This is a genomic window from Glaciimonas sp. OK215 (genome assembly GCF_057787885.1).
Genome location: NZ_JBYMEG010000003.1, coordinates 18181 through 30425, shown reverse-complemented (window position 1 = coordinate 30425; position 12245 = coordinate 18181). Strand labels below are relative to the sequence as shown.

The following is a 12245-nucleotide window of genomic DNA, read 5'->3' as shown; positions in this document are numbered from 1 at the left end:
TTTGTGAGCGCATACATTATAGGCATACCACAACGCAACCGGAGCTAACCATGCTGAACCTGAAATCGAACGCACCTGAAATCAAGTGGATCATCAAGAATGCGCCGATGAACGAATTCGCCGCATCGCTGGATCGTCAGCTTTTGAAAAAGGGTACGCTGTCGGACGGCCAGGTTGCCGCAGTTGTCCGGATTCTGGCCCGCCCGGTTGTTGCTCCGGTCGAGCTGACTGCGCTCAATGGCGTCGAGCAGGTTCAAATAGCATTTGCCAAGGCAGCCGAAAGCGGCCTCAAGCGTCCTAAGCTGCGCCTGGGTGACTTCCTGCTGAAGATGGCACCGGCTACCGGAAAGAACGCTGGCGCGATCTACGTGACCGAGGAAGGTCAGTATCTTGGCAAGGTTGCCGAGGGCATGTTTCACGGTACCCGCGATTGCAGCGATGCGCAGCGCACCGCGATTGTTGCTGTTTGCGGCGATCCGATGAAAGCCGCGGTTGCCTATGGACAGCAAACCGGGCGCTGTGCCTGCTGCGGGTTGGAGCTGACCAATGCAGAATCGATCGAACTTGGCATCGGGCCAATTTGCCGTGCAAAATACTTCGGAATGTAATCATGCAGGACAATCTTTAATCAACCAGGAGAGAACAATGAACACATTTTTAAGGCACAAATCTGTCGAGGAAATCAAAGCGCAATGCGAAGCGCAAGGTTTGACTCTCAGCACCGAGAAATACGACCAGGGCGGCGACCATATCAAAATTTCTTCTTCTGACGGCGAGGCGAAGGCGGAAGTTTTGTTTTCCGTGTTTAACGGTCGCTTCTTTGGCACTACCGACAAAGGGCAACAATTTTCGTCTGATGAAAAATTGGACGGAACCCCTTGGTTTGACGCGCTTCTTGAGTTCTTTTACGTTCGCAAAACTGACTAGCCATCGCAAGGGGAAATACATGGAAGTTGAACAAATGCTTGTTGACTTGGTGAAGGAGCGCGATTCCCTCGAAAAAGACAGCGATGATGCCAAGGCAATCGTTGAAAAACTTCGCCTGATCGGACAAACCGCATCTTTCTTCGGCGGCTATGACGCCATGAAAAAGCTGCACGATGCAGCCGAGGCGCTTGTTGGCTTCGATAACAGTGTTGGCTATACCCTGAACTACGCATGGGATGGCATCGGTGGATGGTGGGCTTGATTATGGGAACGCCAGAACACATCATGAAGCGCCTACGCCAGCGCCGCGAGCTGGATGAGAACGATACCAGCGAGGATGCTGCAATTGGAGCCCTTTCGCCAATGGCAAAATTGCGCGAAGTATCCACATGGGAACTGGGTGATCCGTCATGGGCTGACCAGTTCATTACGTGGGCCAAGGATTGCGGCATTACACTTACTGATCCGAGAAATTAAAGGCACGTCATGAAATCCATCATTGACCAAATAACCGCGCAGCTGCGCTCTGCCGAGACAATCGGCACCGGAGGCGATACCGGCGCGTACATCGAGCTGCTTGACTGCGTGATTCAGGAGGCCCGGAACATGCGTATGGCGGCCATGCTTACCGAGTTCGGCAAGAAGATGAAACCGGCAGGCGATCCGGTAGCCGATCCGGACGCGCCCAGGCTGTTTGCGGTCGACCAGAAGGTTCGTACCAAGGACGGCTATATCGGCATGATCGCCGGGCATGACAAGACCGGCAAGGCCATCGTCAATGTCGTGTGGCAGGCCTGCGAGTACCCGGAGGCGCATCTGACAGCGATTCCGGACAAATCCGTTTTAGATTCGATGAGAGGATGAAGTAATGCCACGAAAGCCGATTGATAAGAAACCAATGGAGCCAGCCGAGCGCCGCCGCAAGTCGGACGCGGCCAAGATCGAGCGCGGGGAACTGCGCCTGACGACTTGGATCAGCCCGGAAGCGGCCAAGGCGCTGCGTAAGATCACGCGCAATAGCGAAGCCAAGGGCGCGATTCAGGAGGCCGTCAATAACGCTCTGGTGAGCTACGCGAGGGAGTGATCTATGAAAACATCTGAACTGACCGGCGCTCTGCTGGACTATTGGGTGGCCAAGGCAGAAGGTATTGATGCGCGCATTGAGCGTATGGGGCCAAGAAAGCGGTGCTTTGTTAGTCTGCCAAAAAGGTCTGAATTTCTGTTCGATGTGTCAGCCAATTGGGCACAGGGCGGGCCGATCATCGAGCGCGAGAAGATCGAGATTGAGTTCCATTGCGAGGCGAAAATTTGGGAGGCTACTTGTTGGGGGACCGAAGATACAAATGATGGTGGTGGATGGGACAAATCCGCTCTTATCGCCGCCATGCGCGCCTACGTCGCCAGCAAGTATGGAAACATCGTTGGGAGTGACACATGAACGACAAGGATTTGATCGATTTTGCAGCCAAGGCTGCTGGTATTGAATACGAAGTGCTTGAGTGCGGCGCTGTCTATATGCACCAGCCGGAACATCGAGAGTGGAATCCACTTACGGACGATGGCGACGCGTTTCGGCTGGCCGTGAAGCTCAGAATCAAAATTCAGATGCATGATGCTTACTATCCATACGTCTCTACTGAAACTCCCGGCGTTTATTACGTCGAAGACATTCTGAAGAATAATGGTGATTATTACGCCGCCACTCGCCGCGCCATCACCCGCGTTGCTGCCGAGATTGGATCAAAAGCATGAAGTCCGCAATGACAGGTACCACCGGCATGTCCGGCGAGCCGTTCACCCATGAGGGGTTCATGCGCGTCATAGCCGCGATAGACGCCGAGAACGCTAGGCAGGAGACGGTGCTGCAGGAGCTATTCGCCAAGCACGGCTTTGACATTACCGTAGGGGATGTGATGTTCGTGCCGAAAGGCTCAAACCTGCACATCCCGCCGAAATACGAGAATCAGGTGCGCGAGCATTCTCTTTTCAACGGCCCTTTTTTCATGAAAAACGCTGGCGGCATCTTATTTTAAGGATGATGATGACTACTGCATTAGAAATTCTGGCAGCTAAAAAGAGCGCCGCATGGCAGAAATGGCGAAGCACAGCTCCACAGACTGATGAATCGAAAGACGCTTGGATGGCGTTTGTAACCGCTTTCCGTGAATGGAAGGCGGCAACGTCATAATCAAGGCGTCCAAGGCTTAAGATCATGCAGCTCGTCGCGCGGCGCGATCACCCATTTCGGCGTGTATGGGTAGATATTGACCGCGCTCGATGTCCCGACGATTTCAAATCCGATCAGCACACCGCCGCCCGGCATAGCGCCAACAAGGTCGTTCTTCTTCACCGCGAACGTGCCAACGGTTACGGGCTCGATCTGCGCTTCCTGCATCGGACCGTCTGCGATCACCGCATCGCCCTTGTCATCCAGCACTTCACCCTCAAACCGGCTGGTAATCAGAATCCGCGCTGCGCCAAGCGGCTGATACTCGAAATCGGGCTCATCTTCAGGGGCCAGCACTCCCAAGCCGCCCAAGGTCGGAAGGCCGCCCATCGCCCCGTCTGACGTGCGCAGCAATACCTTGCGGTACACCATGCAGTCCATCGAGTTCGGATGTTTCATTGTCACCGCCCGCTGTGCGGAATTGATGGCGACTGGCACGGTATTAATCATTTTGCGGCACCTACAATCTGGTTGAATTGAATCTGTGTAATCGCGCCGAGCGCCAGCAGAGAGCGCGCATGCCGCTCAACCTGCCGCATTGCTGCGGTCGGCTTGGCCAGCTCTACCGCCGTTTTTTTCATGTCTGTCTTGGCCTTGCGGATCGCCGCTGCCTGCTTCTTTTCATCGCTGGTCTTCAGGTTGGTACTCGATGCCCGCTTGCTATGCTGCGCATCAGCCATTTTGCGCAGCTCTGCGACCTTCGTTTTCTCAACCCTGATCTGGCTCTTGTCGAGTACGTCGCGCGCCTTCAGCACCGAACTGGCGATTTTCAGCTGTACCGCCGTGTCCTTCAGGATCACATGCATGGTGCGCAGGACATGCTTGCAGGCCACGCCCTTGAGCTTTGGATTGCGGATTTTCGGGAACCCGGTTTCGTTACGCCCGGCATTGTACTTGCCGATGGTCGCGATATAGCGGTACCAGAACGTATGCCGCCCGCAATCGCAATCGAACGTGAGCCGCCCGCTTGTCACCAGCTTGCCGAGCTTTTTTTGATCGTTAGGCGATGCCCCGACCGCCGCATCGAAGTCAAGGAAGTCAACATGGACATGATGCCGTGCTACATCCGAGTCCGGCCCGGCATTCGTGATGAAATGCACCTTGCCGCCCAGGATCGACGCCGGTATCGCCATGCGGATCTGCTTGTTCGCGCGCTCCTTATCTACCGGCAGCGCCAGGTCGATAACATGCTGTGCGGTAATGCCGCCCTTAAATTTCTTCTTTAGGCGCGCGACATTGGCCTGAAACGCCCGGATATCGTCATGCGTGATATCGCGAATCTGGCCGCGCAGGGTCGTTTTGAGAAGCTGCCCGGCGTCATACTCGCCAGATACCTCATTCGGTTTGAGGATGGTCGTAGCGGCCTGCCGTCGCGCCAGATCGAACGCTGCGGCGTCAGCCGCCTCACGCTTGGCCGATCCTAGCCGGGAGGTCGCCGTCTCAATTAAGCGAGTCGTAAGCGAGTTGTTCGGCATCGGTCAAATATCCTGTTTGTCGTTTGATGAGCTGAAGCTGCCCGTAGGTCGGCAACACCAGGCGCTGTTCGTCAAGCGATTGCTCCAGGGTATCCATGCCAGCTGCCGCAAAGATCGCCATGAATTCGGAGCGGTCGCCGTACACTCGTTCGGCAATCAGCGTGATATCGGTGCGCTCATCTGGCATCGTGAAATACCGGAGCGCGTCAGCCCAGTCCGGCGTCTGCACGGAAAAGGCACGGATGGCCCTGACATAGTTGGCGGTAGCGGTTGGCGTGTACATTACTTGAGCGCGTCCAATGCCTGCTCGCGAGTGATGCCGAGCCGGTATGTCATCAGCATGTTGGCAGCGCTGTCCAGCGTGATCCCTTTGACTTCAATCTGCCGCTTGTACGCCAACACTTCCTCACGCATGCGAAAGCGCCTGGAAATGCCATAGGCGATGATCCAGAACGGCGTAATCCAGCTCTGGCGCTTGTAATGCACCAGCTCATGCTCGATCAGGCCGACATCATTGCGCGATTCAGGCAGCACAAAGATAAACGGCCAGGCCGAGAACGCCGCGAAGCCTTTAAATATCAGTTTTGTCGATACGATCATATTCCCGCCGATTTTTTGCAGTGATCCGGGTCGAAGCGGTCAAGCAAGCGGCATAGGATGCACCATGATCGCCGTCCTTCCAATCTGCCACGGTTGGCCCGGCTACTGATGGTTTCTTTGTCGTCGCCACCGGTCGATGCATTCCCTACGCGGTCATAGGCTTTAGCGAGACGCCAGGCGCGCGGGCTGCCGACGAGGATAGCGGCCAGCATCCAGACCGATGAAACGACATGGGCAAACTGACACAGTACAAAGATGGCGAGCATGGATAGGCGGCTCATAGCACCAATCCAGACGCATATTAAGCAATTCCGGGAAGCCCGCAGCAAGCGCCTGATCGATGCAACGACATTCGCAAACTGACACTGCATAAAGATGCTGAGTAGGGATAGTCGATTCATGTATTTTCACAGTCAATCGTATTAAGCCGCTTACTGAGCATGTTTGGAAGTCCTGAAGCAAGAGCCAAAACACGCTGGCTTGCCTCGTTCGCATTTACCATTTCATTGCGAAACGACTCTACTGCTGCGGCAGTGCTGCGCTGCTGCTGAGAGTTTTCAATCAACAGAATAGGCAACCAAGGAATTGAACACTTCTTTTCGTCGGTAGGCTCGCCCGTATTAGGATTGGTTCCTGCTAATTTCACCAGCCAGGCGCACACGTGAAGGGCTCCATCCTTGATTTCCTCGCATTTAGAACCGAGGGGGCAGGTTATTACTGTCTTAACTTCCACTTGTAGCCTCCGCTGGTAATACGTCAGTAGCAGGTAGCGCCGGAACCGGCTCTACCATCCAAGACATCGACACGTTACGGACAATCCAGCCAGCGCCATCCCATGCAGCCTCTTTATCCACCGGCAGATTCATCGGGGGAACCTGTAGAGTCGTGCGCGGGGGAAGGTGAATTTCCTTTTTATCGAGATTGTTATCGAATGCGTATTCACCAATGTACGACTGGTCATCGCCATATTGGTAGCCAGTGATTGACTCTGCCATTTTATGAACCCTTAATTTTTGGAGCAAATAATCATGTTGTTGTAACGTGGCGTCCAGCTTGTTTGCGACGATCCGTTATCGGTTGATCCGCTGTGGGTATGGTTTGCTGAAACGCCCGCAGTCCAAATGCCGGTAGCCGACGCGATATTGGCGGTAGGGTTGGATGCCCCTAGAAAACGGGATACACCAACAGCAACTGCCCCTGTAGCGGTATTGCCGCCGATATTGTTGTCCAAATACGTACTATGGTTATGGCCTGGGTCGCCAATCGCATGCGAGTGATCTGCACTCACATAGCCCGTTGTAAATCCGTGGGTATGCGAAGGGACGACATTGTTTAACGATGGATCATGCACACCACCGGTTCCGCCACCGGCACCATTGACGACGCGCAGCATACGATTGTTTGTCGAGTCATCATTGACCTGTGTATATCCGGTCGGCGCGGCAGCCTGGGGGAATACCATCCGGGTGCCGGTATCGAACTTGCGTTCTTTCCCGGCCAGGGCCGTTGTCATCGTTGCGGCGAAGTTGGCGTCATCACCAAGCGCGTCAGCAAGCTCTTTCAGGGTATCGAGCGCGCCGGGCGAGGAATTGACCAGCGCGGCGATCTGCGCAGCCACCCACGGCTCAAACGCAAAGTTCCCAAGGTCGCCTGCCCCGATGGTCGCCTTGAGCTTCGTGGGGTCGGTCGAGGATTTCCCGATATTGACAACAGTTGTTAATTGGCCGATACCGCCGCCTTGATGCACATAGGCGGCATCGCCTTCAGCGGGTGTCAAATACTGCGGGTGCGGATCAACTTTGGCTTCATGCTGCAGGATGAACGCAGCAAGGCCAACGCCCGTCGCATCGACCGTGATCGTCACTGAACTGGCAGGGAGAATCGACACATCGAGCGTATAGGCCAGCGGAACATCAAACGCTGGCGACTTAATGAATAAGGGGTCGGTCGGCTGGCTCCAAACCGCAAACAGCGTGGTACCGGCATAAAATCCGATTTCCCCGACAGCTACGTTTGCGAGTGAATGGCCGTTCGGGTCAGTATCGGTAATGGTCAGTCCGACCTGTACCTGCCGTGGTGACGGATTGGTGCCGCTGGTGATGGGGAAGCGCGCGACTTCGGCTGTAAGCGCCGTTTGCGTCGCTTGTCCGCTGCCATTGACAGCCGGAGTATATTTCCCTGTTCCAAGGGCGACATGCGTGAGCTGGATCGAGAATCCCATCTGTGCAGGACTCGGGAATAGCGCAAGCCCGGCAGCGGTAATTTTCGGATTGAGCGTTGGTGTTGGCATCGTGACCTCAGTTTCGGATGCCTTATTTTGCCGTCAGCCTTCAATTACCCTTGCCGGGCTTTTCCTATCGGTTAGATCGTTGCGAACATTTCTGCCAGCTCAGCCGAGAAGTCCGTTACCGACTGCGCCTTATATGCATTTTCAGCCGCCTCGATCAGCGCCAGGACTGCCACGTTGCCATTGGTAACGTCCGGCGATAACCGGTACTTTGTGCCATGCTCATCCAGCCCCTGCGCCTCGATCTTATGCGCCGGATCATGCTTGCTCATAGACTGCAGAAGCTCAACCATGCCGGTTGCCTGCGCCCGGAAGAACAGCCGGATAGCATTCTGAATCTTTTCCTCAGTGAACATGCTATCGCGCCGTTCCGAGCGCGGATCGTTCGATACGACGATGACGCCTTCGGTACGTTCGCCCATCGGCAACTCTTTGGCCACGATGAACAGCCCGCTATCGGTATCGAGAGCGCCGAGCAGGCTGATGGCTTTGCCCTGGTACCCGCTGATTTCTGCTTGGATGCGTACTGAACTCATGGGATAAAGCTCACTGTAGGTTTGCCGTTCACATCCAGTTCGGCCATCGAATTGACTTTCACTATGGCGTCTGATGAATGCGCCTGCAGAACGACTGGATAGCCTGCTGGTGCTGGTTTGCCGTCATTGGCCTCACCTGCCTTCGGAGACTGGAATAGCGGGATAGCGGCCCGTAAATTGATGTCCACGGTCAGAATAGTGATGTTTTTCTGTTCCTCCTTGGCATCCATCGCGCCGAGGTCGATCTGTTCCAGCACTGCAGGGAAATCATGCGGTAGATCAGCGTGCATGTGGCGATGCGTGAAGCGTCGACCGCCCGAACCGTTGGCCCACACATGGAATTGCATCGCCAGGCTATGCGCGGTATGGCCCTCAGCTGCGATGATGACCACTTGCGTCCGATACTCGTTAGCCGACAGCCGCACCTTGAAATCGCGCCCATACGGATCATCCGGGTTGACCACATCGATAGCAGTACCAATCGCAGCGCCCCAGTCGATCATCGACGGGTTAAAGTCCTTGGACATGGCAACCAGCATCACCGGCAGGAAAGGGGATTCGCCAGGGCCGCCCGCATTGTCGTTCTTGCGCCATTCCGACAGCATATCCTGCACGCTATCGATCATCCGGCCCGGTACCCATGCAATCGACTTGGGCAGGCCGCGCGCGATGTATTCCGTCATCGACGGGGTGTCTGCGACCAGCTGCGCATAGAACTGCGCCATGTAATTGCCGAAGCCAATTTCTAACGGGGTGCGCAGGCTCATTTTGGAATCCCGTAATGCCGTTCAACCTGATCGAGAAGTGCCGCTTCGCCGCCGTCTTTATCGTCAGGCAGCTTATCCAGCCCGGCCAGCTGCGCGGTTTTGAACATGCCCGCATTCTTGGCGAATGCCGCAGTCGGAGCCTTGGCAACCATGAACGGGCCGTGAGCGCTCTCTACGCTATCGAGTACCGTCTTGCCGCGTGACAGTATCGACAGCAATTCCTCGTTTTCTTCCTGCAGCTGCTGCAGCGTTTGCATTGCCAACGTATGATCGTTTTGCAGGCTGTCATACAGCACACACATGGCCGCATTGTTCTGGTTGAAGTCCTGCATCACGAAATCGAAGATCGTCCCTTCATTGTCGCCAACGCTATCGAACGCATAACCGCGGTTGGTCGTGTAGTTCGGCTCCAACACGTAATCGAACCCGGCAAACTTGGTCGCCACATCCATATTGCTGCGCGGGACCGCATGTATTGCGCTGGAAAAGCCGCCCGCCTTGCTATTGTGCAGGCGCGAGGCAATCTTTCCCGCCGCCGTATCAAGGAACTCGGTTTCATGCTCGATATTGCCGTCTGCATCAGCATGCAGGTAGGTTGTCACGATAGCGGGCTCGATGTTGATCGTTTTGCCGTCTACGATGGCTGTTTCAGGAGGGATCAGGCCGAATTTCATGCGCTGCCAGTGACCGTAATAGCCGACCATATCGCGATTCTTGACGCGCTCCTGAATCTCAGGCGAGTTCACCAGGGCACACAGCGCGCGCAGGTCGAAGCGTCGATCCTTGCCGCGATGCTCACGCCCGCGTTGCTGTACGTTGTAACTGATGCGGTTCGTTTTCTGTCCCATTTCCTTGCCTCTTTAAAATAGTGTGCCGATAGCGGTGAAGGGCATGCAGCCGATAGCGCCGTTTGCCAGCGCCAGGCCGCCGTTACTGCCGCTATTGTCTAAAATGGTACCGAGCTTGAATTCCAGCAGTAAGCGCGCTGCCAGCGTCGAGCGGAACGCCTTGGCAATCTCTACCAGGCCAAGGCCATTATCGGCAGTGACGGGCAGCGTAATCCGCACCCGGCCCGTCAGAAAGTACGTTGCCGGATCGCCATTTGGTATCGCGCCGACCGGGTAGGCGCTTGCGGTAGCAATCGGCTGCCAGAGCGGTTCGACTAACCAGATGTTCGGCCAGATGGATTGCAGGTACTTTTTAACAAACAGCATGCCGCGCCGTGGGTTGCGCGAACGTTCAGCCTTCATCAAGAACTGCATACGCGTCGAACTACGCCGCACCATCGCAATGCCGTCAGCCTTCAAGCTGCTCGCCATCAGATCATCATCGCCAAGATGCGCCATGCCATACAGGTTTAAGCGGCGCTCGTTGGGGCGAATCATGTTTTCAAATACAGTCAGGAATACCGCCTTCAGCTCGCTTTCGAGCTGGTCGTACTCAAAACTGTTCACCAGGGGGAGCAGGGCGGGCGGATCTATCGGCGTCAGGTTAGACATGGCTTAGTGGCTGAACATTCCAGAGTTGTACGTTGATTGCGTGACCGTGATAGTCATGGACGCATCCGACACGTAGCGATAGTGTTCCGGCTTCAGCGCTGGCGACGGGGCCGGGATCGTTACCTGAAAATCGCTGCTGCTATCCTGCAGCGCCGTGATGCCCGTCTTCAGCGCGTCATAGATGCGCTTGGAATTCGGTATCATCATGCCGCTCTTGCTGGCATCGGAATCGCGCCCGTAGAGGCCCGTCAGGATTGCATTGATCTTGCTGGCAACGTCAGCCGGATCATGTACAACCGACACTTGCGCCAAGACCGTAATCGGCACCTGTACCTCTATGGGCGTCACGTAGTTGATGTAATACGAGTCGTCGGCAGCCTTGATAACATTGCTGATCGCACTCTGTAACCATCCGGTTGTCGCGCCGTCCATCAAGGCCGACACAAATAGCCGGTTGATGTTGTTGACCGACGCGCCGCGTACCGATTCCTCGATTTGCTCATTCCAGACCGACAGGAAGCGCAGCGGAAAGACATTCCGGCGCACCAAGAAATCGAAGTTGCCGAGATAGACCGCCGACGAATCATAGGTACTCGGGTAACTCGACCACTCGCGCAAGGTCTGAATATCGATAGGGTTCGCACCTGGGAAGATCACTGAAGCCAGCGTGATTTGGGCGAGCTGGTCCACCGACAGGGTTGCCGTTTCAAATGTGAAGGCCGTATTCGTCGGGAGATTGGATTGACCGCCTGTTTCCTCGATAATGAAATCGATGTTTGTGCCATTGGCAGGCTGCACCCCGAACGTATCCTTCCAGCCGAACTTAGCGAATAACGTGCGGTATTCGTTTGTTTCCAGAGCGAAGCCGACTTGCCCGCTCAGCAAATTGGAGAATTCCGGCGTGTACGGGTATTGCACCCCGGCGATTGACACAATGACGCCACTGATAATCTGCTCAGAGTCGGTCGACACCGGTATCGGCACCGCATAGAAAGGCACCGAATTAGCAACCGTGTGCGTGAACGTGCGCGTCGTCATCTGCTTGGCTGTGACCGTGCCAGTCGCACCAGGGGCGATAGTTGCGCCGGTTTCTGCTACATAGACGCGCCCTTGCTCGCCAATGAGGCGGCGACCAATGACAACAGTAAGCGGGTTCACCGTATCAGTGTTCAGGACGGAGAGCGTCACGCGCGCAGGCCTGGCAAACGGCAGGATGCCCTTCATGGTTGCATCGGCCAGGACGGTCGTATCGCGCGCCTTGATGAACGGCTCCATGCTTTCCGTATCGACTTGCTGCGAAACCATCGTCAACATGGTTGCCATCGCATTCATTTGCGCCAGCAAGCGCGGATCACCGGCTTGGTAATACTGTGCGGCCAGCGGTTGATTCGATATCTCCGCTGCAATCGCCGTCAGAAAATCATCACGCGTATACGACATTAACTATTGCTCCCTAGCGCGACCAGTTCCCCGGATGCGTCGATGTAGATGGTGCGCTTGTCCGGGCCTTCATCGACCGCGAACATATTGAGCGCATTCGGCGGCAGGACACCGACCAGCGGCACGTCCACGCGCAGCTTAGTGAGCAGGGAATCAGCCAGGCCGGTTTTCAGCGGCGTTTGCAGCATGGCGTGAATGTCCGAACCGTAGCCGCTGCCCAGGTAGCCGTTCGGCGGGGTAGCGATCCAGTGCGAAATCATGCCCTGCAAGTCGGTAGCGGTAATTGTGTCCATGCAGGGATGTTAGCGGGCGCGTCATATAGGCAAGGTGGGCGTTTTCCTACACAAATATAAGCAAATCTATTTAAATATAGACATACCTATTGCTATGCTTGCATAGAGCATGTACATTCCTATTGTCAACTTTTCAAAGGGAGGGGCAGCAAATGGCGTCCGGTCGATCAATCTCGAAGCAGTACAAATGCGGC

General features: G+C 55.5%; 23 protein-coding genes. 9 read left to right on the top strand and 14 right to left on the bottom strand.

Features of this window, described 5'->3' with window-relative positions; translation table 11 throughout:
• Positions 1–50 precede the first annotated feature (50 nt).
• From AC3CHX_RS30120 to AC3CHX_RS30080, 9 genes are read left to right on the top strand one after another with little or no spacing between them, the layout of a single operon-like run.
• Positions 51–608: a DUF6011 domain-containing protein gene (locus AC3CHX_RS30120; protein ID WP_488645096.1), complete on the top strand. Its 558-nt coding sequence runs from the start codon at positions 51–53 to the stop codon at positions 606–608.
• 37 nt (positions 609–645) lie between these two features.
• Positions 646–927 (top strand): hypothetical protein, encoded by a 282-nt coding sequence (locus tag AC3CHX_RS30115; protein ID WP_488645095.1) that lies wholly within the window; start codon positions 646–648, stop codon positions 925–927.
• Positions 928–946: 19 nt separating this feature from the next.
• The gene (locus AC3CHX_RS30110) at positions 947–1189 is read left to right on the top strand and encodes a hypothetical protein (RefSeq protein WP_488645094.1); all 243 of its coding nucleotides are present in this window, start codon (positions 947–949) and stop codon (positions 1187–1189) included.
• A gap of 23 nt (positions 1190–1212) precedes the next feature.
• Positions 1213–1404, top strand: coding sequence for a hypothetical protein (locus AC3CHX_RS30105; protein WP_488645093.1), 192 nt, complete (start codon positions 1213–1215; stop codon positions 1402–1404).
• 9 nt (positions 1405–1413) lie between these two features.
• The gene (locus AC3CHX_RS30100; RefSeq protein WP_488645092.1) at positions 1414–1791 is read left to right on the top strand and encodes a hypothetical protein; all 378 of its coding nucleotides are present in this window, start codon (positions 1414–1416) and stop codon (positions 1789–1791) included.
• 4 nt (positions 1792–1795) lie between these two features.
• Positions 1796–2011 carry a hypothetical protein gene (locus AC3CHX_RS30095; protein WP_488645091.1) on the top strand — a complete coding sequence of 72 codons (216 nt, stop codon included), beginning with the start codon at positions 1796–1798 and terminating at the stop codon, positions 2009–2011.
• Between the two features lie 3 nt (positions 2012–2014).
• Positions 2015–2365 (top strand): phage protein NinX family protein, encoded by a 351-nt coding sequence (locus AC3CHX_RS30090; RefSeq protein WP_488645090.1) that lies wholly within the window; start codon positions 2015–2017, stop codon positions 2363–2365.
• The gene (locus AC3CHX_RS30085; protein WP_488645089.1) at positions 2362–2679 is read left to right on the top strand and encodes a hypothetical protein; all 318 of its coding nucleotides are present in this window, start codon (positions 2362–2364) and stop codon (positions 2677–2679) included. Before AC3CHX_RS30090 ends, AC3CHX_RS30085 begins: the two co-directional genes overlap by 4 nt.
• Positions 2676–2960, top strand: coding sequence for a hypothetical protein (locus tag AC3CHX_RS30080; RefSeq protein WP_488645088.1), 285 nt, complete (start codon positions 2676–2678; stop codon positions 2958–2960). Before AC3CHX_RS30085 ends, AC3CHX_RS30080 begins: the two co-directional genes overlap by 4 nt.
• A 155-nt stretch (positions 2961–3115) precedes the next feature.
• On the opposite strand, the gene AC3CHX_RS30075 is transcribed toward AC3CHX_RS30080, so the two are convergent.
• The 14 genes from AC3CHX_RS30075 to AC3CHX_RS30010 form a co-directional block, all read right to left on the bottom strand.
• Positions 3116–3604: a hypothetical protein gene (locus AC3CHX_RS30075; protein ID WP_488645087.1), complete on the bottom strand. Its 489-nt coding sequence runs from the start codon at positions 3602–3604 to the stop codon at positions 3116–3118.
• The gene (locus AC3CHX_RS30070) at positions 3601–4629 is read right to left on the bottom strand and encodes a hypothetical protein (RefSeq protein ID WP_488645086.1); all 1029 of its coding nucleotides are present in this window, start codon (positions 4627–4629) and stop codon (positions 3601–3603) included. The genes AC3CHX_RS30075 and AC3CHX_RS30070 overlap by 4 nt, the downstream gene beginning before the upstream one ends.
• Complete coding sequence (locus AC3CHX_RS30065; protein ID WP_488645085.1) at positions 4595–4912, bottom strand: hypothetical protein; 318 nt, start codon at positions 4910–4912, stop codon at positions 4595–4597. Before AC3CHX_RS30065 ends, AC3CHX_RS30070 begins: the two co-directional genes overlap by 35 nt.
• Positions 4912–5229, bottom strand: coding sequence for a hypothetical protein (locus AC3CHX_RS30060; protein WP_488645084.1), 318 nt, complete (start codon positions 5227–5229; stop codon positions 4912–4914). The genes AC3CHX_RS30065 and AC3CHX_RS30060 overlap by 1 nt, the downstream gene beginning before the upstream one ends.
• Positions 5226–5510: a hypothetical protein gene (locus tag AC3CHX_RS30055; protein WP_488645083.1), complete on the bottom strand. Its 285-nt coding sequence runs from the start codon at positions 5508–5510 to the stop codon at positions 5226–5228. The genes AC3CHX_RS30060 and AC3CHX_RS30055 overlap by 4 nt, the downstream gene beginning before the upstream one ends.
• A gap of 116 nt (positions 5511–5626) precedes the next feature.
• Positions 5627–5962, bottom strand: a complete 336-nt coding sequence (locus AC3CHX_RS30050; RefSeq protein ID WP_488645082.1) for a hypothetical protein — start codon at positions 5960–5962, stop codon at positions 5627–5629.
• The gene (locus tag AC3CHX_RS30045) at positions 5952–6224 is read right to left on the bottom strand and encodes a hypothetical protein (RefSeq protein WP_488645081.1); all 273 of its coding nucleotides are present in this window, start codon (positions 6222–6224) and stop codon (positions 5952–5954) included. The genes AC3CHX_RS30050 and AC3CHX_RS30045 overlap by 11 nt, the downstream gene beginning before the upstream one ends.
• Positions 6225–6235: 11 nt before the next feature.
• Positions 6236–7450: a hypothetical protein gene (locus tag AC3CHX_RS30040; protein ID WP_488645080.1), complete on the bottom strand. Its 1215-nt coding sequence runs from the start codon at positions 7448–7450 to the stop codon at positions 6236–6238.
• 140 nt (positions 7451–7590) lie between these two features.
• A complete protein-coding gene (locus tag AC3CHX_RS30035; RefSeq protein ID WP_488645079.1) occupies positions 7591–8052 on the bottom strand; it encodes a hypothetical protein in 462 nt (153 codons plus the stop codon).
• Positions 8049–8819 (bottom strand): hypothetical protein, encoded by a 771-nt coding sequence (locus AC3CHX_RS30030; RefSeq protein WP_488645078.1) that lies wholly within the window; start codon positions 8817–8819, stop codon positions 8049–8051. The genes AC3CHX_RS30035 and AC3CHX_RS30030 overlap by 4 nt, the downstream gene beginning before the upstream one ends.
• Positions 8816–9667: a hypothetical protein gene (locus AC3CHX_RS30025; protein WP_488645077.1), complete on the bottom strand. Its 852-nt coding sequence runs from the start codon at positions 9665–9667 to the stop codon at positions 8816–8818. The genes AC3CHX_RS30030 and AC3CHX_RS30025 overlap by 4 nt, the downstream gene beginning before the upstream one ends.
• 12 nt (positions 9668–9679) lie before the next feature.
• Complete coding sequence (locus AC3CHX_RS30020; protein ID WP_488645076.1) at positions 9680–10318, bottom strand: hypothetical protein; 639 nt, start codon at positions 10316–10318, stop codon at positions 9680–9682.
• Positions 10319–10321: 3 nt separating this feature from the next.
• Positions 10322–11758 carry a hypothetical protein gene (locus AC3CHX_RS30015; RefSeq protein WP_488645075.1) on the bottom strand — a complete coding sequence of 479 codons (1437 nt, stop codon included), beginning with the start codon at positions 11756–11758 and terminating at the stop codon, positions 10322–10324.
• The gene (locus tag AC3CHX_RS30010; protein ID WP_488645074.1) at positions 11758–12051 is read right to left on the bottom strand and encodes a hypothetical protein; all 294 of its coding nucleotides are present in this window, start codon (positions 12049–12051) and stop codon (positions 11758–11760) included. Before AC3CHX_RS30010 ends, AC3CHX_RS30015 begins: the two co-directional genes overlap by 1 nt.
• Positions 12052–12245: the final 194 nt, after the last annotated feature.